Origin of the sequence: Ensifer sp. BR816, from assembly GCF_000378985.1 — a bacterium.
In the GTDB taxonomy this organism is placed as follows: Bacteria; Pseudomonadota; Alphaproteobacteria; order Rhizobiales; family Rhizobiaceae; genus Sinorhizobium.
Window position 1 is genome coordinate 5,674,349 of record NZ_KB905370.1, and the last position, 21,910, is coordinate 5,696,258.

Sequence of the window (21,910 nt, forward strand, 5' to 3'; positions counted from 1 at the left end):
AAATGTGGGCGTGCGCCGGCGGCGAACTTGACGCGTCAGTTCAGGTAGCCGGCGAGCTTCGTACCGGCGCGCAGGAACCGCATCGGATCGACCGCCAGGCCATTCAATCGAACTTCATAATGCAGATGCGGACCCGTCGAACGCCCCGTGCTTCCCGATTGAGCGATCACCTGGTCGGCGTCCACGCGGTCACCGACATTCACGAGAATGACGGCCAGGTGCGCATAGCGCGTCGAGACGCCGTTTCCGTGATCTATCTCGATCATGTTGCCGTATCCGCCCGAATGCCCCGCCGTCGTCACGGTTCCCGCTGCGGTCGAGCGAATCCGCGTGCCGGTCGCGGCGTGGAAGTCGATGCCGGCATGAAGCGCCAACCGCCCAAGGAAGGGATCCATTCGATTTCCGAAACTGCTCGTGACGTCGCTTGCCGGCGCTGGACTTTCGAGTGGGAGTTTTCGTACCGCCTCGCGGGTCTCTTCCAATTCGACAATTGCGCTGTCGAGTGTGGCGAGTGACCGTTCGAACTCGTCCTGCTTCTGCGGCTCGACATAGGGTCCGCCGATTGCCGTCCCGTCGGCCGGGATCGCGGACGTGGTCAAGGCGTCAGCGGTCTTCATATCCGGGAGGACAAACCCCGTGTGCTCGACAATCGTCCTGATCGCTTCGGAGGTCACCTGTGCACTGCTCGTCAGCTGCCGAACACGGGCCATCTGATCGCGCTCGATGCCCTTCAGCGAAAGGGTAACTTTTGAAAAGATGCGATCCGTCCGATCGGAAACTGTCTCTCTTGGTCTGCGCGACCCCACTTCCGGCGCATAGCCGAGCGCGGACGCATGCGCCGGCGCGTCAGCGTTCTCTCCTGCGATACCCATGATCTCTTCGATCGCCTTGATGCCTTCCCGGGCGTCGGCGCGTTTTCCGTAGGCGAGGGGTTCGGCGTCGGGCAACGCGGCCGCTTCTCCGCTACTTGCCGATTGCTCGGCGCCATCGGCCAGAGTGCCGACCCTGCCGCTGCGTGCGGAAAGCTCCAACTGCTGCTGCAGGAGCTTCTCGACCTTTTCCTCGACGATCTGCTGGTCGAGCAACTGTCGGCTCGTCACGCGATCGACTTGCGCCCGAAGCGCCGTGATTCGGTCCTCGTATTCATGCTGCATGCGTGCCTGGCGGGCGATCGTGCCGCCGATCAGGTCATCGCGGAGCACGAGATAGGTGGTCGCAGCGAAATAGCCGATGCCGAAGACGCCGATGAGCGAGGTCGCAACGGCCGCCATCCACGGGCGGACCGTCATATGGCGAACCTTGTCCCCGCTCGCGAGAATCAGGACGTGGCTTTGCCTTCGCTTCCCGAAGCCCCGGTTTTCCGGACGAACAGACACCACGCCACCCCCGCCAAATGCGAACCCAACTCGTTTTTGCCCCGAGGGAGATTACACTTTATTAGGGTTAATAAAGCGTGAAGGCGCGGCCGATCAGATGTTGGTGGAGGCCGTCATCGACCGGTAGAACGATGGCGTCAAACCGGCCTCGGCGCGCGCCACGTCGTTGAAGGGGGCCTTCAGAGGCCCGCGAAAGTTCGCCCTGACGAGCGCCTTGAAGGTCGCGGCCGGGTCCTTCTTCTGCCGCGCGCAGAGGAAGCGGAACCACTTCGCCCCGACAGCAACGTGTCCCTTCTCGTCTTCATAGATGACGTCGAGAACGGCGGCGCTTTCGTGATCGCCGGTTTCACGCATCTTCGCCTGCAATGCCGGCGTGACGTCTAGGCCACGCGCTTCCAGGATGAGCGGCACCACGGCCAGCCGCGCGGTCAGATCGTTGCGCGTGTCGTGGGCGGCTTGCCAGAGGCCGTCGTGGGCCGGCAGGTCGCCATAGTCGGCACCGAGGTCGTTAAGCCTTTGCCGCACCAGCCGAAAATGCTTGGCTTCCTCGAAGGCGACCTGCATCCAGCCGTCGAAGAAGGATGGCGGGACGGCCTCCGTGGCGAAGCGCGCGACGATGTCCAGTGCCAGATCGACCGCGTTCAATTCGATATGGGCAATTGCGTGGAGGAGGGCGATGCGGCCCTTCGGGGAGCCGAGGGAGCGCCGCTTGACCTGCGTCGGCGGCGTCAGGATCGGCTTTTCAGGTCTGCCCGGTCGTGCCGGTACGGGGCGATCGAGCGGTGAGCGCAAGGACAGCGTCCGCGCCTGCCAACGTCGCGCAGCCTCCTGCGCGACCTCGGCCTTGATTTCAAGGTCCGCCGCACGGATGGCCTCGACAGCCGCGCCGCGCAAGCTATGAAATGGCGGGAGCACTCGCATTGATCACTCAGTCGCTGCGCAGCGCTTTCGCCGCGGTGAGAACGTCCTCCGCGTGGCCCGCCACCCTGACTTTTTCCCACACCCGGTTGATGATGCCCGCCGGGTCGATGAGAAAGGTTGTGCGTTCGACACCCATATATTTGCGGCCGTACAAGCTCTTTTCCGCCCAAACGCCATAGGCGTTGACGACGGCCTTGTCCTCGTCCGCCGCGAGACTGACGGTCAGGTTGTGTTTCTTGGCAAAGCGGTCATGGCTTTTGACCGAGTCGGGCGAGATGCCGATCAGCGCCACATCGGCAGCTGCGAATTCGTCCGAAAGGCCCGAAAAGGAAATCGCTTCGACCGTGCAGGTCTTGGTGTCGTCCTTGGGATAGAAGAACAACACCACCGGCTTGCCGCGAAGTGCAGACAGAGATAGCGAGCCGCCGCCGTCGCGGGCAAGTTCGAAATCCGGGGCGGGAACGCCGGGCCGCAATGGTGCCATGATTAAGCCTTTCTTATGCCAAGTTTTATCGACATTTCGCACATAGGGGATAGCTAAGATCGCCGCGGTTCGTCCAGCAGCTTATGACTGCTTTGACAGCCTCCCGACGGCTTTTATGGCTACGAGCCATAATGAATGCCACGTCGCGAGACAAAAGGCACTCCAGCGCCACGCATCGCTTCAGACGCATACGGGCTGCTGTCGTGCTTGCATTGCTGCATTCTTGATCCTCGGGTCGACTCCGACCTGGGGAAACCTGCAGTAGGCTGGCACGCGCTTTCCACAGCAACCACAGCGAAGCGTGGTGACTTGGTTCGGCGATTTGTGATCTACAGATAGGAACGATCCGGCGCATAATGATGGCTGCCAGGACAGGAAGAATGCGATGCAGCAAACTGGTGGAGGAATCCCGCGCCGATGAGTGATATCCGCGGCGAAAGGGTTTGCTTTCGCAAGGAAGACATCGTCGCGCTGGACGCGCTGCCCTCGGCCCAGGCCCATGAGCCGGTCATCGTGCACACGCCCTTGTCCGGCGGCGCCCTGCGCCTTCTCGGTAAGGTCCTGCTCTGCTCCTCGCTTGTGGCCTTCGTCATCGTCGCCTCTCTCGTCGCCGTCATCGAGAGCGGGCTCGTCGACGGTCCCCTTAACGCACGCGCGCGCACCGCGCTCAACGCCGCCCTTGGCGCCAGCTACAAAGCCGATGTCGAAAGCACCGTGATCCGTGTTACCGGCCGCGGAGCGCTTGCGCTCAAGGCGCGCGGCGTGACGCTGAACGACAGCGCTTCCGGCCGCCCAGTCGCCAAGCTCGCGGCCGTCTCCATCGCGCTCGATCCTCTTGCCCTGATCACCGGCCGCATCGCTGTGTCGAGGTTGGAGGCGGAAGGGGGGGAACTTGATACAGGGCTCCTGCCGCGCGGCGAGCCGATAGACCTGACGGCGATTCGTATCGCAGATACCGGCACGGCGCTCGAAAAGCTGTTCACCCATGTGGATGCGATGTCGCGGCTGACGGCGCGAAGTGCGACACGGGCGGTCCAGCTTACGGATCTCAGGCTGTCGGTGACCGGCGCGCGCGGGCGGATCGTTCCCGTCGATGTTAGGATGCTGGCATTCAGCCGCGATTCCGATGGGTCCATCCGCGTCGATGGCTCCATTGCCATAGACGGGAAGGAAGCGCAGCTCGAGGCGAGGACCTTCGGTCAGGGCGAGAGCATCGCCGGCATTGAGGCTGTGTTTCGTTCCCTGCCGCTCTCGCCATTCCTCTACCACGGCAAAGCTCCCGGCGAGGAGGCTTTCGGGATCGACGCTGCCGCCGAGGTCAGCCTGAGGGCTGCGCGCGCTTCGGAAGGCGCAAAGCCGGCTTTGGCGATCGGCATCAGGACGTCCCAGGGTTCGTTTCACGCCGGAGGGCTCGTCTCTCAGCTCAAACCGTCGGAACTGAACGCCTCGTATGATTTCGAGCGCGCTTCGGTGGAGATATTGCCATCGGAGGTGAAGATCGGGCGCTCGGTGTTTCCCTTTACCGGTGCCCTGATCGACCTCGACAAGGTCGCCCGGGCAGACCGTAAGGGCTTTGCCGTCGATCTTCTGCTGAAGGATGCGAGCTCCGATCCGGAAGACATTCAGGAGCGTCCGCTATCCTTCGACGCCAAGGCGAGTGGGCGGTTCGAGACCGATAGTCACCGGCTGATCTTCGACCAATTGGCGATATCGAGCCCTCTTGGGTCCATGGCGGGCTCGCTGGCGGTCGCCTTCGGCAAGACATCGCCGCAGATCAGTTTCGCTGCGCTGAGCGACCGGATGCAGCCCACTGCCGTCAAGCAATTGTGGCCCTGGTGGGTAGCCAAGGGCGCCCGGCGATGGGCGATCGGCAACCTCTTCGGCGGTACGGTGAGCGATGCGCGCATCGAGGTCTCGATCCCGGAGGGACGCATTGCGGAAAGTGGCGGCGAATTGAAGCTCAACGAGGACGAGCTCAATATCAACTTCGCCATCGACGACACGCGCATCAACATCGCCGGCGAAATTCCGCCGCTGCGGGATACTGCAGGACACTTCGAATTGAGTGGCGAACGCATGACGGTCGAGGTTCGCGGGGGCGCGGCCTTCTTCCCGTCCGGCCGCTCCGTGGCCCTGAATGGCGGCGATTTCGTCATTCCCGATGTCTACAGCAAGCCGCTGATGGCGGAAATGAAGATCGAGGTCGGCGGTCAGGCAGACGCCATCGCCGAGCTTGTCAGCTATAAGCCGATCCGGGCTCTACAAAAAACGCCCTTCGTGCCGGAGGATTTCACCGGACCGATGACCGCGTTGGTCGGTGCACGCTTCGGGCTGGTCTCCAACCAGAAGCCGCCGCCGCCCATATGGCAAGCGGAAATGCAACTGCAGAAGGTGTCGATAAACCGTCCGGTTTCCGGCCGCCAGATTGCCGATCTGTCGGGAAGGATGCGGATCGACAACACCCAGGCGGTGCTCGATGCCGATGCCCTGATCGACGGCGCCGAAATGCGCATCGCGTTGACCGAGCCAGTGGATGCCAAGGCGAACGTGAAGCGAACACGTGAGATCTCGGGAACCCTGGACAACGCGGCACGCCGCCGGATCGCGCCTGCCCTGTCGGGTATCGTCAGCGGGCCGGTCGGCGTGGAAGTATCGCTTGCGGACGACGGCAGCCAAACCGTGAAAGCCGATCTCGGGGAGGCGGCCCTGTCGCTGCCGTGGATCGGTTGGAACAAGGGCGCCGGCATCGCGGCCAATGCCGAATTCACGGTGACGAAAAGCGATGCCCTCACGGAGATAAGCGACTTCCGCATTCAGGGCGATGGGTTCGGCGCGGAGGGTGAACTGCGCGTCGATGACGACGGCCTCGCATCGGCTCGGTTGCGTGACGTGCGACTGGCGAGTGGCGATGATTTCGCCGTGACGGTCGAGCGGTCGAAAGGCGGGCATGTCGTCTCACTCACCGGTTCGTCCGCGGATATCAGACTGCCGCTGGCGCGAGCGAAAGGCGAAGCCGACTCCGATGACGATGGCAAGGTGAAGATCAACGCCCGGCTCGACCGCGTCGTCGGATTCAATGGCGAGGTCTTTTCCAATGTCAGCTTCGCCTATTCGACCCGCGGTCAGGAGATCGACGATGTCGACCTGTCGGCTGTGACGGGGGGCGGGCAAGCGGTGGTTGCCCGGCTGGTGAAATCGGGGCCGGACAACACGCTGGAACTGACGACGGGCGACGCCGGCGCACTGGCCCGCTTTACCGATATCTATCGCAACATGCGCGGAGGCCTGCTGAACCTGCGCCTGCGCGATCGTGGTGCCGGATCCTGGCGCGGCACGGTGGATCTGCGGAAATTTTCCCTTGTCGGAGAACAGAAGCTGCAATCAATGGTGTCGACGTCGGCCGGCCAAGACGGCCGCAGCCTCAATCAGGCCGTTCGCAGGGATATCGACGTGAGCACGGCCCGATTCGAGCGTGGCTTCGCCCAACTCCTCCTGGATCGTGGCGTCATCCGGGTCGATAGCGGCGTGTTGCGCGGCATCGATGTCGGCGCGACCTTCCAGGGCACCGTCCGCGACAGAAATGGTCGCATGGATATGACCGGAACCTTCATGCCGGCCTATGGCATCAACCGCTTGTTCGGCGAGCTGCCGCTGATCGGCGTCCTGCTCGGCAACGGTCGCGACCGTGGCCTTCTCGGCATTACCTTCAAGCTGACCGGCCCCTTCAACCAGCCGAACCTGACGATCAACCCTCTGTCGCTCATCGCGCCGGGCGTGTTCCGCAGCATTTTCGAGTTTCAATGAAAAGGCCGGCGCAGCGCCGGCCTCCATCGATTATCGCTGGGTGGCCGGTCAGACCGGCCGCACCAGAATGTGTTTCTTCTTGCCCAGCGACAGCTTGACGACACCGTCGCCGGTGACGTCGCCGCTGCCGACGACGCGGCGCTCGTCGTTGATCTGCTCGTCATTGATGCGGACTGCCCCACCCTGGACGTGGCGGCGTGCCTCGCCGTTCGATGCCGCAAGGCCGGCGCGCACCACCAGCGTCAGCAGCCCGAGGCCCTGATCGAACTCGGGGGCGGGGACCTCGATCGATGGCAGGTTTTCCGCAAGCGCGCCTTCCTCGAAGGTCTTGCGGGCCGTTTCCGCTGCCTGCTCGGCGGCGGCCCGACCATGCAGCATGGCAGTGATCTCGGTCGCGAGGATCTTTTTGACCTCGTTGATCTCGGAGCCGCCAAGCCTGGACAGACGGTCGATTTCCGGCATCGGCAATGTCGTGTAGAGCTTCAGGAAGCGCGTCACGTCGGCGTCCTCAGTGTTGCGCCAGTACTGCCAGAAATCATAGGGGCCGAGCATGTCCGGATTGAGCCAGATGGCGCCGTTCACCGACTTGCCCATCTTGGCGCCGGACGCCGTCGTCAGCAGCGGCGAAGTCAGCGCATAGAGTTGCGGCGTCCCCATGCGGTGGCCGAGATCGATGCCGTTGATGATGTTGCCCCACTGATCCGACCCTCCCATCTGGAGGCGGCAGCCGTAGCGCTTGCTAAGCTCGACGAAGTCGTAAGCCTGCAGGATCATGTAATTGAATTCGAGGAACGACAGCGATTGCTCGCGATCGAGGCGCATCTTGACGCTGTCGAAGGAAAGCATGCGGTTGACCGAGAAGTGGCGGCCGACGTCACGCAGGAACTCGAGGTAGTTGATGCCCAGCAGCCAATCGGCGTTATTGATCATCAATGCATCGGTTCGGTCGTCGCCGTAGCGCAGGTAATTCGAGAAGACCGTCTTGATGCTCGCGATGTTGGCGGCGATCGTATCCGGCGTCATCAACTGGCGTGCCTCGTCCTTGAAGGACGGGTCGCCGACCATGCCGGTGCCTCCGCCCATCAGGGAGATGGGCCGGTGGCCCGTCGCCTGAAACCAATGCAGCATCATGATCTGGATAAGCCCGCCCGCATGAAGGCTCGGCGCGGTCGGGTCGAAGCCGATATAGGCAGTCACGGTTTCCTTGCGGAGCAGCGCGTCAAGCCCGGTGTCATCCGATGTCTGTTGGATGAAACCGCGTTCGCTGAGGGTGTGGAGGAAATCGGACTTGAACTCGGACATAAGCTGTCTCTTTCGGCTTTTGGGAGGTGTGCGGCCGGCGTTTATCACTGTTTTGTCGAAAGTGCACGTTTTTGCTTCGTCAGCATTTTGCTGTTACCGATGACGACGGAACGGCTTGGAGGAGATCCATGGGCAAGGTGTTGAGGTCAATCGGCCTGATGAGCGGCACGAGCATGGATGGGATCGACGTTGCCCTCGTCGAGACCGATGGCGATACGATCGTCAGGAGGGGATCGTCGGCAGGATATCCCTATGAAGCGGCGTTCCGTGATCGTTTGAAACGGGGACTTCAGGATGCCAGGTCGATCCACAAGAGGGACGAAAGGCCTGGAACGCTCGCGCTCCTCGAGAAAGACCTGACGCTGCTGCATGCGGAGGCCGTCAAGACATTTCTCCATGAAAACAACCTGCTGCCTGAGAGGATTGATGTAATAGGTTTTCATGGGCAGACGGTCCTCCACCGTCCTGACGAGGCCTTGACCGTCCAGATCGGCAATGGCGACCTGCTGGCGCGGGAAACGATGATCGACGTTGTCTACGACCTGCGGGCGAGCGACATGGCGCATGGCGGCCAGGGGGCGCCTCTGGTCCCGGCCTATCATGCGGCGTTGGCGCGCGGCTTGTCGGAAGACGCGAAGGTCGAAACGCCCGTAGCCTTCGTGAATATCGGCGGAATTTCCAATATCACCTTCATCGGGACCGGCGAGGAGCCGATCGCCTTTGACAGCGGACCGGGAAACACGCTGATCGACCAGTGGGTGGAGGCCCATGCCGGCGTTCCCTATGACCAGGGTGGCATGATTGCGAGCCAAGGCTCGGTGCTTCCAGGGCTTGCCTCACGCTACCTCGCTCATCCGTTCTTTTCGTCGCAGAAGCGGCGCTCGCTCGACCGCAACGACTTTGCGCCGCCCGCTGCCGGCGAGGCGAGCCTCGAAGACGGCGCTCGCACCTTGGCGCATGTGACGGCGGCCGCCATATTCCGATCCGCACGACATCTTCCGAACATGCCGGTAACCTTCGTCGTCTGTGGCGGCGGACGCCTCAATCCCGTGATCATGCAGGACCTGGCCTCGCTTGCAGAAACGGCCGGCGGACGGGTGCTTGCCGCGGAGGCGCTGGGTCTGAATGGCGATTCGATGGAAGCCGAAGCCTGGGCCTACCTGGCCGTCAGATCGTTGTGCGGGCTGCCGTTGACTTATCCCGGCACCACGGGCGTCATGCAACCGGTGAGCGGCGGGCGCTTGGCAACAAGGCCGGCGACCGCTTCGGAGGGCAAAAGCTTCAGGGCTGTTTAATGATTTCTTCGTGTGCGGTCGCTAGTCTGCCTGCATTTCCAATTGATGTAATTCCGGCTCGTTTGGTCGGCTCCTGATGGTTTCCGGATTCTGTTGATGGGTGGTGCGATTTCCCTGCTGGCGGTGAACTTCATCATCGCCCAGATTTTCGTGGTGGCCTTTCTCATCGTCGCGGCGAAGAGCCGTGCAAAAAAGCCGGCAATCTGGTGCGCCGCCGGCTTCACCGTCGCCTCGCTCTCGGCGGTCTTCGAGGCCGTTCTGCCTTTCTCAATGGTGCCGAAGCTCTTTGCCGTCGGCGCCTTTGCAAGCGTGCTCGCCGGCTTCATTTTGATTCGCGTCGCACTCGGGCTCTTCTATCAGGTGCCGGCGAGGCTGCCGCTGCTAGCGGGGTTCTTCCTGGGTGCGGTGATCCTCGATCTGCTGATCTATGACCTGCCGCGTGGCACACTTCGCCACGCCTTTTTCTACCAGTTGCCGTTCTTCATCATTCAAAGCTGGTCCGCTTCGACCATCATCAGGTCCAAGCGCAGATCCCCTGCGGACTGGAGCCTGTGTGGCCTTCTGGTTCTGACCTCGATCTACCACCTGGTCAAAATCTACGCCGCGGTTGCCGCGGGGGCGGGCACGACGGCGGCGGACTACCTCGGAACCCCGTTCGCGCTGATTTCGCAGGCGCTCGGAGCCATGCTGATCGTCGCGACCGGCATCGCCATGCTCAGCGTAATGGTCAAGGAAATCATCGACGAGGCCCGAGCCAGCTCGGAGCTTGATGCGCTTTCGGGACTATGCAATCGACGCGGCTTTGTCGATCGCGTGATGCCGGCTCTGCACACCGCTGGCGCGGATGGTCCGGGCACCCTGATCCTCGCCGACCTGGACCGCTTCAAGCTGGTCAACGACACCTATGGGCACCATGCGGGCGATGGCGTCATTCGACAGTTTTCGCGGGTGCTGGTCGAGCTCATGCCGAGCCGCGCGATCGCGGCGCGGTTGGGAGGCGAGGAGTTTGCGGTATTTCTTCCGCGCCTCGGACTTGCGGAAACCCGCGTGCTAGCGCATGGGATGCGCGCGGCGCTGGCGGCGACGCGGATCGATGGATTGCCGGAAGGCGTCAAGATAACAGCGAGCTTCGGCGTTGCCTCCATTGGCCCCGATGAGTCGCTGGAATCGGCCATGCAGCGCGCCGACAAGGCTCTTTATGCTGCCAAGGCTGGCGGCAGGAACCGGGTGGAATGTGCCGAGCCGCCGGCAAATGTCGCGCTAGTCGGTTCCCTTCGGGCGGGGCGATCCTAGCGCCAAGAACGCAACGACCCGGAAATCGATTGCGATCTCCGGGTCGGCCCAATGAATGCGTTTGGGGCTGTCCTCAACGGATACGCTTGGCCGCCGGTTCCGGCACGAGTTCGCCATTGAGGCGGCGGTCGAGATAGTCCTCGCATTCCGTCATCAGCGTTTCGACCTGACCGTTGAAGAAATGGTTCGCGCCGGAAACCATCCTGTGGGTGATCAGGATGCCCTTCTGCGCTTTCAGCTTTTCGACAAGACTGTTGACGTCCTTCTCCGGCGCGACCTTGTCGGAGTCGCCGTTGATGATGAGGCCTGAAGACGGGCAGGGTGCCAGGAACGAGAAGTCATAGATGTTCGGCTGCGGCGCAACTGCCATGAAGCCTTCGATTTCCGGGCGGCGCATCAGGAGCTGCATCCCGATCCAGGCACCGAAGGAATAGCCGGCGACCCAGCAGCTCTTCGAGTCGGGATGCAGGCTCTGCACCCAATCGAGCGCGGAGGCCGCATCGGAAAGCTCGCCCGCACCGTGGTCGAATTCGCCCTGGCTGCGCCCGATGCCGCGGAAATTGAACCGCAAGGTCGTGAAGCCGCGCTTCTGGAACATGTAGAAGAGCTGGTAGACGATCTGGTTGTTCATCGTTCCGCCGAACTGGGGATGCGGATGCAGGATGATCGCGATCGGTGCACTCTTCTGCTTCGAAGGCTGATAGCGGCCTTCGAGGCGACCGGCCGGTCCGTTGAAGATGATTTCGGGCATTGGTTCTCCGGGAACGTTTCTGGTTCAAATCGTCGTTGTTGATGCCGATCTGTCTTGACGAAAGCAGTCAGCTTTTCTAGAACGCACTTTAGAACCGTTCAAAACTTCGATGCGGGCACTCCGCCGCGTTCGTCCGTCTCATAGGACAAGCGGCGCCGGAAATTCAAGAAAAATGCAAACGGCATCGATTGCAGGGATTGAACCGTCAGCTCTAGCGAAGGACGCAATGCCGGAACAGCGCATATATATGGACTGGAATGCAACGGCGCCGCTTCTGCCCGAAGCGCGCGACGCCTTCCTGTCTGCGCTCGATGCGATCGGCAACCCCTCGTCGGTCCACGGCGAAGGACGGGCGGTGCGCGGCCTGATCGAAAATGCGCGCCGTGAGGTCGCGGCGCTTTGCGGCGCCCAGGCCGCCTCGGTGATATTCACCAGCGGTGCCACCGAAGCGGCCAACATGGTGCTGACGCCGGATTTCCGCATGGGGCGCACGCCGCTGAAGCTCGGCAAGCTCTATGTGTCCGCGATCGAGCATCCGGCGGTGCGCGAAGGCGGCCGTTTCGTGCGAGAGGATGTTTGCGAAGTTCCCGTGACGAGCGGCGGGGTCGTTGACTGCATTGCGCTCGACGGCTTGCTTTCGACGCATGATCGCCAGTCCGGCCCGCCGATGGTTGCCGTGATGCTTGCCAACAACGAGACGGGTATCGTCCAGCCGATCGCCGAGGTTGCCGCGATCGTGCGCGCCCATGGCGGGCTCCTGGTCGTCGATGCCGTGCAGGCGGCGGGCCGGCTGCCGCTGTCGATCGAGAGCCTGGGCGCCGATTTCCTCATTCTCTCGTCGCACAAGATCGGCGGGCCGAAAGGGGCGGGCGCACTCGTCGCCCGCGGCGAGGTGATGATGCCCGCGCCGTTGATCCGCGGCGGCGGCCAGGAAAAGGGCCATCGCTCCGGCACCGAGAACGCGCCGGCGCTGTTGGGCTTCGGCGCAGCCGCCCGGGCGGCTGCCGATAACCTCGATGCGCGCACAGCCGCGATTGCCATACTGCGTGATCGGCTCGAGGCTGAGATGCTGGAAAGTGCACCGGATGTGGTGATCCATGGTCGCAGCGCGCCGCGGATCGCCAACACGTCATTCTTCACCCTTCCTGGCCTGAAGGCGGAGACCGGCCAGATCGCGTTCGATCTTGAAGGTGTGGCCCTCTCGGCAGGTGCAGCGTGCTCTTCCGGCAAGGTCGGACAGAGTCATGTGCTGACGGCGATGGGTTATGATCCGCGGCAGGGCGCCTTGCGTCTTTCGATCGGCGCATCGACGACGCAAGCGGAGATCGACCGCTGCGCGGCGGTGTTCGCGAAAGTGGCGGGGCGGCGCCGCTCTGCGGGGCAGGCGGCGTGAATGCCGAAAGCCTTGAACGAAATTGCGGAAAAGCAATTTTCCGCTTGGCAAATGGGGTGAAAACCGCCTTTTAGCCATTACATAAGCGGTGTGCACATATTGCACCGCATTGACAAGCCGCCGGACCTTGGATCCGGCGAGATTGGAGAGCGACATGCCTGCCGTGCAGGAGACCATTGATCAGGTCCGCCAGATCGACGTGGACCAGTACAAATACGGCTTCGAGACGAAGATCGAGATGGACAAGGCGCCGAAGGGCCTGTCCGAGGATATCATCCGCTTGATCTCCGAGAAGAAGAACGAACCGGAATGGATGCTCGAATGGCGCCTCGAGGCCTATCGCCGCTGGCTGACCATGGACGAGCCGAGCTGGGCGCGTGTCAAGTATCCGAAGATCGACTTCAACGAGATTCACTACTACGCCGCACCGAAGGGCACGACCGGGCCGAAGTCGCTCGACGAGGTCGATCCGGAACTTCTCAAGGTCTACGAGAAGCTCGGCATCCCGCTGAAGGAACAGGAAATTCTCGCCGGCGTCGAAAAGACGAAGATCGCCGTCGATGCGGTGTTCGATTCTGTCTCCGTCGTCACAACCTTCAAGGAAGAGCTGAAGAAGGCCGGCGTGATCTTCATGTCGATCTCGGAGGCGATGCGGGAGCATCCCGATCTCGTGCGGAAATATCTCGGCACCGTCGTGCCGCAGTCGGATAACTTCTATGCGACGCTGAACTCCGCAGTGTTCACCGATGGTTCCTTCGTCTATGTGCCGAAGGGCGTCCGGTGCCCGATGGAGCTGTCGACCTACTTCCGCATCAACGAGAAGAACACCGGCCAGTTCGAGCGCACGCTGATCATTGCCGACGAAGGCGCCTATGTCTCCTACCTCGAGGGCTGCACGGCGCCGCAGCGCGACGAGAACCAGCTTCACGCCGCGGTCGTCGAGCTGATCGCGCTCGACGACGCCGAGATCAAATATTCGACGGTGCAGAACTGGTATCCGGGCGACAAGCACGGCAAGGGCGGCATCTACAATTTCGTCACAAAGCGTGGCGATTGCCGCGGCAAAAACTCGAAGATCTCCTGGACACAGGTCGAGACCGGTTCGGCGATCACCTGGAAATATCCGTCCTGCATCCTGCGCGGCGATGGTTCGCGCGGCGAGTTCTACTCGATTGCCGTTTCCAACGGCCACCAGCAGGTGGATTCCGGCACCAAGATGATCCATCTCGGCAAGAACACGTCGAGCCGCATCATCTCCAAGGGCATCGCCGCCGGCGTTTCGGATAACACCTATCGCGGCCAGGTTTCGGCGCACCGCAAGGCCGAGAACGCCCGCAACTTCACCCAGTGCGACTCGTTGCTGATCGGTGACAAATGCGGCGCCCATACGGTGCCCTATATCGAGGCGAAAAACTCGACCGCACAGTTCGAGCACGAGGCGACGACGTCGAAGATCTCCGAGGACCAGCTGTTCTACTGCCTGCAGCGCGGCATCCCGGAAGAGGCGGCGATCGCGCTCATCGTCAACGGCTTCGTCAAGGAAGTCATCCAGGAACTGCCGATGGAATTCGCCGTCGAGGCGCAGAAGCTGATCGGCATCTCCCTGGAAGGCTCGGTTGGCTGAGGCCTGGGACTGCTTATTGAACCGGCGCGCTGGACCCGCGCGCGAAAACTATTCGTTTCCCAAGAGGACGATTTGAAATGCTTGAAATCAAGAACCTGCACGCCCGCATCGCCGAAGACGGCACCGAAATCATCCGCGGCCTGGACCTGACCGTGAGGGCCGGCGAAGTCGCCGCCATCATGGGGCCGAACGGCTCCGGCAAGTCGACGCTCTCCTACATCCTTTCGGGGCGCGAAGATTACGAAGTGACCGAGGGCGACATTCTCTATAACGGCGAAAGCATCCTGGAGCTCGACGCGTCCGAGCGTGCCGCCAAGGGCATTTTCCTCGCATTCCAGTATCCGGTCGAAATCCCCGGCGTCGCCACCATGCAGTTCCTGAAGGTGGCGATGAACGAGCAGCGCAAGTATCGCGGTGAAGACGAGCTGACGACGCCGGAATTCATGCGTCGCGTCAAGGAGGCGGCCGCCGAGCTGAAGATTGCGCCGGAAATGCTGCGTCGTCCGCTGAATGTCGGCTTCTCCGGCGGCGAAAAGAAGCGCGCGGAAATCCTGCAGATGGCGCTGCTCGAGCCGAAGCTCTGCGTGCTCGACGAGACCGATTCCGGCCTCGACATCGACGCGCTGAAGATCGTCGCCGACGGCGTCAATGCGCTGCGTTCGCCGGATCGCGCCGTTGTCGTCATCACCCACTACCAGCGCCTGCTCGACTACATCGTTCCGGACACCGTCCACGTTCTCTACAAGGGCCAGGTCATCAAGTCGGGCGACAAGACGCTGGCGCATGAACTCGAAGCCAACGGCTACGCGGATCTCATCGAGGCGGCAGCCTGACGCCTGTTGAAGGAGTGTTCGAATGAATATGCAACAGGCGATCAAGATGACGGCAGCCGAAACGGCGCTCGTCGATGCCTATACCGCCCAGATCGGCGATCTGCCGGGTGATGGGGCGGTGCTGTCGCTGCGCGACACGCTGGTTCACGAGCTGAAGACGGCGGGTCTCCCGACACGGCGCGTCGAGGCCTGGCACTATACGGACCTGAGGACCCTGCTGCGCGCGGTGCCCCCCGCCGATCCGTCCGCCTTTGCCGACCGTGTCGAGCCGATTGTCGCGGGTGCGACCGTGCTTTCGGTACGCAATGGCGAGGCCGATCTCAAGAGCCTTCCCGAGGGCATAACGGCGCGTTCTTACACGGAGAGCCTCCTTGACGGTTCTGCTGTCGCCGGTCTTGCGGTCCTCGGCTTCGACGACGCCATCGGCCGCATCAATGGCGGTCTGGTCCGCGGCGGTCTGGAAATCGCCGTTGCGGAAGGCATCGAGCTTGAAGCGCCGCTCGAAATCCAGGTCGCGCAAAGCCACGGCCAGGCCCATACGCGTTTCCCGGTGTCTTTCGGTCCCGGTTCCAAGGCGACGGTGATCGAGCGGCATCTGTCGACCAACGGCGATGCGAGCCTCGTTTCCTCGGTGACCGATCTGACGCTTGCCGAAGGGGCAGACGTCATCTGGATCATCCTGCAGCAGCAGGGCGCGGCCGACACCCATCTCGGCCAGATCCGTTTCGACCTCGGCAAGGACGCGAAGCTGCACGTCTTCGTCATCAATGCGGGCGGGAAGCTGGTGCGCCAGGAACTGCACGGCAGGGCGAGCGGCGAGGGATCCGACTTGACGCTGCGCGGCATCAACCTGCTCGGCGGCGAGAGCCACACGGACGTGACCTTCACGCTCAGCCACGACGTACCGCACACGACCTCGAGCGAGATCATCCGCAACGTCATCTTCGATCGGGCCAAGGGCGTGTTCCAGGGCAAGATCCTGGTCGCCAAGGACGCTCAGAAGACCGACGCGAAGATGTCGTGCAATACGTTGCTATTGTCGGACGACGCGGATTTCTCGGCAAAGCCGGAGCTCGAAATCTTCGCCGACGACGTTCAGTGCGGTCACGGTGCGACGGTCATCGATATCGATCATACGCAACTCTTCTACCTGCTCTCTCGCGGTATTCCAGAGAACAAGGCCCGTGCCATGCTCGTCAACGCCTTCGTTGCCGAGATCGTCGAGGAGTTGGAAGATGACGAGGCGCTGGTCGAGGCGCTCGAAGGCGTAATCTCGGCCTGGCTCGAAAAACACGCCTGATTGGACAGGACCATGGAACACACTCTGCCGGTGCCGGCCTATGACGTCGAGGCCGTAAGAAGGGATTTCCCAATCCTTTCGCGGACGGTTTATGGCAAGCCGCTTGTTTATCTCGACAACGGTGCCTCGGCGCAGAAGCCGCAACTCGTCATTGACGCTGTCGCCCATGCCTATGCCAATGAATATGCCAACGTCCATCGCGGCCTGCATTTCCTCTCGAATGCCGCGACGGATGCCTATGAGGGCGCGCGCGAGAAGGTGCGCCGCTTCCTCAACGCACCCTCCGTCGACAACATCGTTTTCACCAAGTCCTCGACGGAGGCGATCAACACGGTCGCCTATGGCTACGGCATGCCGCATCTCGGCCAGGGCGACGAGATCGTCATCTCGATCATGGAGCACCACTCCAACATCGTGCCATGGCACTTCATCCGTGAACGCCAGGGGGCCAAGCTCGTCTGGGCGCCGGTCGATGATGATGGCGCATTCCATATCGAGCATTTCGTCAAATGCTTGACGGAGCGGACGAAGCTCATCGCCATCACGCATATGTCGAATGCGCTGGGCACGGTCGTTCCCGTCAAGGAAATCTGCCGCATCGCCCGCGAGCGCGGCATTCCAGTGCTTGTCGATGGCAGCCAGGGCGCGGTGCACATGCCGGTCGACGTCCAGGACATCGACTGCGACTGGTACGTGATGACCGGCCACAAGCTCTACGGGCCGTCCGGCGTCGGCGTGCTTTACGGCAAGACCGATCGGCTCAAGGCGATGCGGCCCTTCATGGGCGGCGGCGAGATGATCGAGGAAGTGACGGAGGACCGCGTCACCTATAACGATCCGCCGCACCGGTTCGAGGCCGGCACGCCGCCGATCGTCCAGGCGATCGGGCTCGGCTATGCGCTGGACTACATGGAAAAGATCGGCCGCGAGGCAATCAGGGCGCATGAGGCGGACCTGACCGCCTATGCCCGGGAGCGCCTGTCCTCCGTCAATTCACTCCGCGTCTTCGGCGATGCGCCCGGCAAGGGCAGCATCTTCGCCTTCGAGATCGCCGGAATCCATGCCCATGACGTCTCGATGGTGATCGACCGGGCAGGCATCGCCGTCCGGGCGGGCACCCATTGTGCGCAGCCGCTCTTGAAACGTTTCGGCGTTACCTCCACATGCCGTGCGTCCTTCGGCCTCTACAATACGCGGGCCGAGGTCGACGCTCTGGCGGAAGCGCTGGAACATGCGCGCAAATTCTTTGCCTAAGGAGGCAGACATGAGTCTCGGGGAAGCGCAAGAAAAGGTCGATGTCCGCGAAGGCATCGTGCACTCGGCCATTCCAGCCGAGGAACTGGCCCGCCTCAGCGACGACATCATCGCGGCGCTCAAGACCGTCTATGACCCGGAGATCCCCGCCGACATTTTCGAACTCGGTCTCATTTACAAGATCGACATCGAGGACGACCGGATGGTGAAGATCGATATGACGCTAACGGCCCCCGGTTGCCCCGTTGCCGGCGAGATGCCGGGCTGGGTGGAAAACGCCGTCGGCGCCGTAGAGGGTGTTTCCGGCGTCGAGGTGACCATGACCTTCGATCCGCCGTGGACGCCGGACCGCATGTCGGAAGAAGCGCAGGTGGCGCTCGGCTGGTATTAGAGCGGGATGAGGAAAAGTGTTCGCGGTTTTCCACCTGCATCCCGCTCCATGATTCACGCCCGAACCCCCATATTGATCCGTTAACATACGGGCACTACATTTGATTCTGGAAAGCACCGGGCCTTTAACCCGGTGATATGAAGGAGATGGAGCCTATGGGCTTTGCCGTAATGAGCCTGACCGATGCCGCCGCCGGCCGCGTCCGGTCGATCGTCGAGAATGCCGGCGGCGACGCCAAGGGCATCCGCCTGAGCATCAAGAAAGGCGGCTGCGCCGGCATGGAATATGCCGTCGACCTCGTCACCGAGGCGAATGCCAGGGATGATCTCATCGAATATCAAGGTGCTAAGGTCTGGGTCGCGCCCGAGGCGGTGCTCTATCTGCTCGGCACGCAAATGGATTTTGAGGTGACCGCCCTGCGCTCCGGCTTCACTTTCAGGAACCCAAACCAGACATCCGCCTGCGGCTGCGGCGAATCGGTCGAGCTGAAGCCCGCCGACCTGGCGGCGCTCGCCGCAGAGGGCAATCCAGTGGTGCGCGCGAACTGACTGCGCACGCCCTCCAAACAACAACAAAGGCCCGGTTTTCGCCGGGCCTTTGTTTTTGAACAGTTTGTGTGGGCGTGCCCAAGGCACGCCCCACTGCTTCACTCCGCCGCTTCCGCGTAGGCCTCGAGCGGCGGGCAGGTGCAGATGAGGTTGCGGTCGCCATAGACATTGTCGACGCGGTTGACCGGCGACCAGTACTTGTCGACGCGGAAGGCGCCGGGCGGGAAGCAGGCCTGTTCGCGCGAATAGGGCCGATCCCAGTCGCCGACGAGGTCTTCGACCGTGTGCGGCGCGTTCTTCAGCGGGTTGTTGACCTTGTCCATCCGCCCTTCCTCGATGGCGCGGGCCTCCTCGCGGATCGCCAGCATCGCATCGCAGAAGCGGTCGAGTTCGGCCTTGGTTTCCGATTCGGTCGGCTCGATCATCAAGGTGCCGGCCACCGGCCAGCTCATGGTCGGCGCGTGGAAGCCGCAGTCGATCAGCCGCTTGGCGATGTCGTCGACCGTCACGCCGGCGCTTTCGGCGAGCGGCCGCGTGTCGACGATGCACTCATGCGCGACCCGTCCCTTGGCGGACTTGTAGAGCACGTCATAGGCGCCCTTCAGCCGCGCGGCGACATAGTTGGCGTTGAGGATCGCTACCTTGGTCGCCTGGGTCAGGCCTTCGCCCCCCATCATCAGGCAATAGCTCCAGGAGATTGGCAGGATCGACGCGGAGCCGAAGGGAGCCGCTGAGACCGCGCCGTCATTCCTGCCCGTTTCCGGGTGGCCGGGAAGGAACGGCGCGAGATGCGCCTTGACGCCGATCGGCCCCATGCCCGGGCCGCCGCCGCCATGCGGGATGCAGAAGGTCTTGTGCAGGTTCAGGTGGCTGACGTCCGAGCCGATGTCGCCGGGGCGCGAGAGGCCGACCATGGCGTTCATGTTGGCGCCGTCCAGATAGACCTGGCCGCCGTGCTTGTGCACGATCTCGCAGACCTCGCGGACGTTCTCCTCGAACACGCCGTGCGTCGAGGGGTAGGTGATCATGCAGCAGGAAAGCGTGTCCGCGTATTGCTCGGCCTTGGCGCGGAAATCGTCCATGTCGATCTCGCCGATGTCGCTCACCTTGACGACGACCACCTTCATGCCGGCCATGTGCGCCGAGGCGGGGTTGGTGCCGTGCGCCGATGTCGGGATCAGGCAGACGTCGCGATGTTCATTGCCGTTGGCGATGTGATAGGCGCGGATTACCAGAAGCCCGGCATATTCGCCCTGCGCACCCGAGTTCGGCTGCATCGAGATCGCGTCATAGCCGGTGATGGCACAGAGCTTGTCCGATAGATCCTCGATCAGGTGCTGATAGCCGCGCGCTTGGTCGGCCGGCACGAACGGATGGATCTCAGAAAATTCCGGCCAGGTAATCGGCAGCATCTCCGCGGTCGCGTTGAGCTTCATCGTGCAGGAACCGAGCGGGATCATCGCCCGGTCGAGCGCCAGGTCGCGGTCGGCGAGCCGGCGGATGTAGCGCGTCATCTCGCTTTCGGCGCGGTTCATGTGGAAGATCGGATGGGCGAGATAGTCGCTGGTGCGCAGCAGCGCCTCCGGCAGCCGGTAGTCCGGTTCGAACTCCTCCACCTTGAAGTCGCCGCCGAAGGCCCGCCAGACGGCCTCGAGCGTGACCGGCCGGGAGCGCTCGTCGAGACTGATGCCGATCTTCGTCGAACCGATCTTGCGAAGGTTCACTTCCTCGGCGACCGCCGTCTTCAGGATGATCCCCTGCAGCTTGCCGACGTCGACAGTGATCGTGTCGAAGAACACATCCGGCTCGACGGTATAGCCAAGCTTTTCAAGCCCCATCGCCAGACGCACCGTCTTCTGGTGGACGCTCTGGGCGATCGCCTTGATGCCTTTCGGGCCGTGGAAGACGGCATACATCGAAGCCATCACCGCGAGCAGCACCTGTGCGGTGCAGATGTTCGAGGTGGCCTTCTCGCGGCGAATGTGCTGCTCGCGCGTCTGCAGCGAGAGCCGGTAGGCTCGGTTGCCGCGCGCATCGACCGAGACGCCGACCAGACGGCCAGGCATCGAGCGCTTATGCGCATCCTTGACGGCCATATAGGCGGCGTGCGGGCCGCCATAGCCGACGGGGACCCCGAAACGCTGCGTCGAGCCGATGGCGATGTCGGCGCCCATTTCTCCCGGTGATTTCAGGAGAGCAAGGGCCAGCGGATCTGCGGCAACGGCCGCGATCGCGCCCTGTTCGTGCAGCCTCGCGATCAGCTCGGAGAAATCGCGGACATGGCCGTAGGTGCCGGGGTACTGGAAGATCGCACCGAACACGCCGGTGGCATCGAGATCGGAGAAGGGGTCGCCGATGACCAGCTGCCAGCCCAGCGGCTCGGCGCGGGTCTGCAAGAGGGCGATGGTCTGTGGATGGCAATTCTCGTCGATGAAGAAGGTTTTCGCCTTGGACTTGGCGACGCGCTCGGCCATCGCCATCGCTTCCGCCGCGGCCGTAGCCTCGTCGAGCAGCGAGGCATTTGCGACATCGAGGCCGGTCAGATCGCAGACCATCGTCTGGTAGTTCAGCAGCGCCTCAAGCCGGCCTTGGCTGATTTCCGGCTGGTAGGGCGTATACGCCGTGTACCAGGCAGGGTTTTCTAGGATGTTGCGCTGGATCACCGGCGGCGTGATCGTGCCGTAATAGCCCTGGCCGATCAGCGAAACGAGCTTCTCGTTGCGATTGGCCGTCTCGCGCAGCTTGTCGAGAGCCTCCCGTTCGGTCATCGGTGCGCCCCAGGCAAGAGGGGTCTTCTGCCGGATGGAAGGCGGAACGGTGTCGTCGATGAGCGCATCGAGGCTCGCATAGCCGACGGTCTGCAACATCTCTTCCATTTCGGCCGGCGAGGGGCCGATATGGCGTCGATTGGCGAAATCGTAGGGTTTGTAGTCGGTAAAGGTGAAGTCCTTGGGCATGCTCATCAGCCGACGAGCTCCTTGTAGGCTGCTTCGTCAAGAAGGTTGTCGGCGGAGCGCGGATCGGCAAGCTTCAACTTGAAGAACCAGGCAGCGCCCTGCGGATCGCTGTTGACGAGCGCCGGGTCGTCGACGATCGCCTGATTGACCTCGATGATTTCGCCGTCGAGCGGACAATAGACGTCGGAGGCTGCCTTCACCGATTCGACGGTCGCAGCCGAATCGCCCTTGGCGAAGGTCGCCCCGGCTTCCGGCAGTTCCACGAAGACGAGATCGCCAAGCTGGCCGGCTGCGTGTTCGGTGATGCCGACCGTCGCGACGCCGTCCTCGACCTTCAGCCACTCGTGTTCCTCGGTAAATTTCAGCATACGCGTTTTCTCCTGA

Annotated in this window: 17 protein-coding genes; 10 read left to right on the forward strand and 7 right to left on the reverse strand. The window is 62.6% G+C overall.

All coding sequences use genetic code 11. From position 1 onward, the window contains the following. Positions 1 to 35: 35 nt before the first annotated feature. The 3 genes from RHIBR816_RS0127410 to RHIBR816_RS0127420 all read right to left on the reverse strand — a co-directional run bounded on the left by RHIBR816_RS0127410 (position 36) and on the right by RHIBR816_RS0127420 (position 2,781). The gene (locus RHIBR816_RS0127410; protein WP_026187483.1) at positions 36 to 1,376 is read right to left on the reverse strand and encodes a M23 family metallopeptidase; all 1,341 of its coding nucleotides are present in this window, start codon (positions 1,374 to 1,376) and stop codon (positions 36 to 38) included. 93 nt (positions 1,377 to 1,469) lie between these two features. Continuing rightward, positions 1,470 to 2,297: a ferritin-like domain-containing protein gene (locus RHIBR816_RS0127415; protein WP_026187484.1), complete on the reverse strand. Its 828-nt coding sequence runs from the start codon at positions 2,295 to 2,297 to the stop codon at positions 1,470 to 1,472. Positions 2,298 to 2,304: 7 nt separating this feature from the next. After that, a complete protein-coding gene (locus RHIBR816_RS0127420) occupies positions 2,305 to 2,781 on the reverse strand; it encodes a peroxiredoxin (protein WP_018239780.1) in 477 nt (158 codons plus the stop codon). Positions 2,782 to 3,198: 417 nt separating this feature from the next. On the opposite strand from RHIBR816_RS0127420, the gene RHIBR816_RS0127425 reads away from it, so the two are divergent. Beyond that, positions 3,199 to 6,585, forward strand: coding sequence for a DUF3971 domain-containing protein (locus RHIBR816_RS0127425; protein ID WP_018239781.1), 3,387 nt, complete (start codon positions 3,199 to 3,201; stop codon positions 6,583 to 6,585). A gap of 48 nt (positions 6,586 to 6,633) precedes the next feature. On the opposite strand, the gene tyrS is transcribed toward RHIBR816_RS0127425, so the two are convergent. Continuing rightward, on the reverse strand, positions 6,634 to 7,887 hold the full coding sequence (gene tyrS, locus RHIBR816_RS0127430; RefSeq protein WP_018239782.1) for a tyrosine--tRNA ligase: 1,254 nt from the start codon (positions 7,885 to 7,887) through the stop codon (positions 6,634 to 6,636). 128 nt (positions 7,888 to 8,015) lie between these two features. On the opposite strand from tyrS, the gene RHIBR816_RS0127435 reads away from it, so the two are divergent. Beyond that, a complete protein-coding gene (locus RHIBR816_RS0127435) occupies positions 8,016 to 9,182 on the forward strand; it encodes an anhydro-N-acetylmuramic acid kinase (protein ID WP_018239783.1) in 1,167 nt (388 codons plus the stop codon). Between the two features lie 96 nt (positions 9,183 to 9,278). Continuing rightward, positions 9,279 to 10,475 (forward strand): GGDEF domain-containing protein, encoded by a 1,197-nt coding sequence (locus RHIBR816_RS0127440; RefSeq protein WP_018239784.1) that lies wholly within the window; start codon positions 9,279 to 9,281, stop codon positions 10,473 to 10,475. A gap of 73 nt (positions 10,476 to 10,548) precedes the next feature. Here RHIBR816_RS0127440 and RHIBR816_RS0127445 read toward each other — a convergent pair whose 3' ends face one another. Beyond that, entirely contained in the window at positions 10,549 to 11,226 is a 678-nt protein-coding gene (locus tag RHIBR816_RS0127445) for an alpha/beta hydrolase (RefSeq protein WP_018239785.1), read from the reverse strand. Between the two features lie 226 nt (positions 11,227 to 11,452). Between RHIBR816_RS0127445 and RHIBR816_RS0127450 the strand changes: the two genes are divergently transcribed. From RHIBR816_RS0127450 to sufA, 7 genes are all read left to right on the forward strand, one after another. After that, positions 11,453 to 12,619 carry a cysteine desulfurase family protein gene (locus tag RHIBR816_RS0127450; protein ID WP_018239786.1) on the forward strand — a complete coding sequence of 389 codons (1,167 nt, stop codon included), beginning with the start codon at positions 11,453 to 11,455 and terminating at the stop codon, positions 12,617 to 12,619. Between the two features lie 154 nt (positions 12,620 to 12,773). Beyond that, on the forward strand, positions 12,774 to 14,243 hold the full coding sequence (gene sufB, locus RHIBR816_RS0127455) for a Fe-S cluster assembly protein SufB (RefSeq protein ID WP_018239787.1): 1,470 nt from the start codon (positions 12,774 to 12,776) through the stop codon (positions 14,241 to 14,243). A gap of 77 nt (positions 14,244 to 14,320) precedes the next feature. Further along, positions 14,321 to 15,076 carry a Fe-S cluster assembly ATPase SufC gene (gene sufC / locus RHIBR816_RS0127460; RefSeq protein WP_018239788.1) on the forward strand — a complete coding sequence of 252 codons (756 nt, stop codon included), beginning with the start codon at positions 14,321 to 14,323 and terminating at the stop codon, positions 15,074 to 15,076. 22 nt (positions 15,077 to 15,098) lie between these two features. After that, positions 15,099 to 16,376, forward strand: coding sequence for a Fe-S cluster assembly protein SufD (sufD, locus tag RHIBR816_RS0127465; RefSeq protein WP_018239789.1), 1,278 nt, complete (start codon positions 15,099 to 15,101; stop codon positions 16,374 to 16,376). Positions 16,377 to 16,388: 12 nt separating this feature from the next. After that, entirely contained in the window at positions 16,389 to 17,630 is a 1,242-nt protein-coding gene (locus tag RHIBR816_RS0127470; protein ID WP_018239790.1) for a cysteine desulfurase, read from the forward strand. 10 nt (positions 17,631 to 17,640) lie between these two features. After that, complete coding sequence (locus RHIBR816_RS0127475) at positions 17,641 to 18,021, forward strand: SUF system Fe-S cluster assembly protein (RefSeq protein ID WP_018239791.1); 381 nt, start codon at positions 17,641 to 17,643, stop codon at positions 18,019 to 18,021. A gap of 155 nt (positions 18,022 to 18,176) precedes the next feature. Next, positions 18,177 to 18,569, forward strand: a complete 393-nt coding sequence (sufA, locus tag RHIBR816_RS0127480; RefSeq protein WP_026187485.1) for a Fe-S cluster assembly scaffold SufA — start codon at positions 18,177 to 18,179, stop codon at positions 18,567 to 18,569. 98 nt (positions 18,570 to 18,667) lie between these two features. Here sufA and gcvP read toward each other — a convergent pair whose 3' ends face one another. Then, positions 18,668 to 21,532: an aminomethyl-transferring glycine dehydrogenase gene (gene gcvP / locus RHIBR816_RS0127485; protein ID WP_018239793.1), complete on the reverse strand. Its 2,865-nt coding sequence runs from the start codon at positions 21,530 to 21,532 to the stop codon at positions 18,668 to 18,670. After that, a complete protein-coding gene (gene gcvH / locus RHIBR816_RS0127490; RefSeq protein WP_018239794.1) occupies positions 21,532 to 21,894 on the reverse strand; it encodes a glycine cleavage system protein GcvH in 363 nt (120 codons plus the stop codon). The genes gcvP and gcvH overlap by 1 nt, the downstream gene beginning before the upstream one ends. Positions 21,895 to 21,910 lie beyond the last annotated feature (16 nt).

What these genes read in the sequence shown, in the direction of transcription:
- tyrS (WP_018239782.1), bottom strand. Translation starts at nt 7,887, where the DNA reads ATGTCCGAGTTCAAGTCCGATTTCCTCCACACCCTCAGCGAACGCGGT.
- RHIBR816_RS0127440 (WP_018239784.1), top strand. Translation starts at nt 9,279, where the DNA reads ATGGGTGGTGCGATTTCCCTGCTGGCGGTGAACTTCATCATCGCCCAG.
- RHIBR816_RS0127415 (WP_026187484.1), bottom strand. Translation starts at nt 2,297, where the DNA reads ATGCGAGTGCTCCCGCCATTTCATAGCTTGCGCGGCGCGGCTGTCGAG.
- gcvH (WP_018239794.1), bottom strand. Translation starts at nt 21,894, where the DNA reads ATGCTGAAATTTACCGAGGAACACGAGTGGCTGAAGGTCGAGGACGGC.
- sufD (WP_018239789.1), top strand. Translation starts at nt 15,099, where the DNA reads ATGAATATGCAACAGGCGATCAAGATGACGGCAGCCGAAACGGCGCTC.
- RHIBR816_RS0127475 (WP_018239791.1), top strand. Translation starts at nt 17,641, where the DNA reads ATGAGTCTCGGGGAAGCGCAAGAAAAGGTCGATGTCCGCGAAGGCATC.
- gcvP (WP_018239793.1), bottom strand. Translation starts at nt 21,532, where the DNA reads ATGAGCATGCCCAAGGACTTCACCTTTACCGACTACAAACCCTACGAT.
- RHIBR816_RS0127435 (WP_018239783.1), top strand. Translation starts at nt 8,016, where the DNA reads ATGGGCAAGGTGTTGAGGTCAATCGGCCTGATGAGCGGCACGAGCATG.
- sufC (WP_018239788.1), top strand. Translation starts at nt 14,321, where the DNA reads ATGCTTGAAATCAAGAACCTGCACGCCCGCATCGCCGAAGACGGCACC.
- RHIBR816_RS0127445 (WP_018239785.1), bottom strand. Translation starts at nt 11,226, where the DNA reads ATGCCCGAAATCATCTTCAACGGACCGGCCGGTCGCCTCGAAGGCCGC.
- RHIBR816_RS0127425 (WP_018239781.1), top strand. Translation starts at nt 3,199, where the DNA reads ATGAGTGATATCCGCGGCGAAAGGGTTTGCTTTCGCAAGGAAGACATC.
- RHIBR816_RS0127470 (WP_018239790.1), top strand. Translation starts at nt 16,389, where the DNA reads ATGGAACACACTCTGCCGGTGCCGGCCTATGACGTCGAGGCCGTAAGA.
- sufB (WP_018239787.1), top strand. Translation starts at nt 12,774, where the DNA reads ATGCCTGCCGTGCAGGAGACCATTGATCAGGTCCGCCAGATCGACGTG.
- sufA (WP_026187485.1), top strand. Translation starts at nt 18,177, where the DNA reads ATGGGCTTTGCCGTAATGAGCCTGACCGATGCCGCCGCCGGCCGCGTC.
- RHIBR816_RS0127420 (WP_018239780.1), bottom strand. Translation starts at nt 2,781, where the DNA reads ATGGCACCATTGCGGCCCGGCGTTCCCGCCCCGGATTTCGAACTTGCC.
- RHIBR816_RS0127450 (WP_018239786.1), top strand. Translation starts at nt 11,453, where the DNA reads ATGCCGGAACAGCGCATATATATGGACTGGAATGCAACGGCGCCGCTT.